This window comes from Oleiphilus sp. HI0132, from assembly GCF_001635845.1.
In genome coordinates this window covers 1-418 of the sequence record NZ_LWGJ01001478.1, presented here as the reverse complement: position 1 = coordinate 418, position 418 = coordinate 1, and the positions used below count along the sequence as shown (strand labels likewise).

Here is a 418-nt window from a genome sequence, read left to right as displayed (position 1 = left end):
AAGTCCCTATCTTTTTGAAAGCTCTGACAGCCACCCATAAGCAGCGATACGGCAATCAGGACACATGCACTCAACTTTTTCATCAAACTCTCCCAGACCTCCTTTCGGCAATTAGAGGCTATCCTACAAATGACGCAAGTATAGAGCAAGCTTTCATCCCATGATACGTGAAGCAGTCAGCATCAAGCCCTAGATAATCATCGCTTTAGAGCGCAAACAAGCTGTATTAACTTAGAACTGACGCTGCATATTCCAGGTTCTCCGTTTCCGAAAAGTGGATGTTTGCTCACGATCTTTTTGTAAAATAATCACTTCCCCCCCCTCTCCCAGAATCGTTACAGGGGCATCATCACCCTCTATATGGTAAGCATTACCTTCAGTATCGCTATCACTAAGCACTCCATTTATTTCCAAGGAA

General features: G+C 44.0%; 1 protein-coding gene. It reads right to left on the bottom strand.

All coding sequences use genetic code 11. The annotated features are described in order from the left end of the window. Positions 1-231: 231 nt before the first annotated feature. Positions 232-418: hypothetical protein (locus A3766_RS31435; RefSeq protein WP_197479696.1), on the bottom strand; the 187-nt coding region annotated here is incomplete at its 5' end.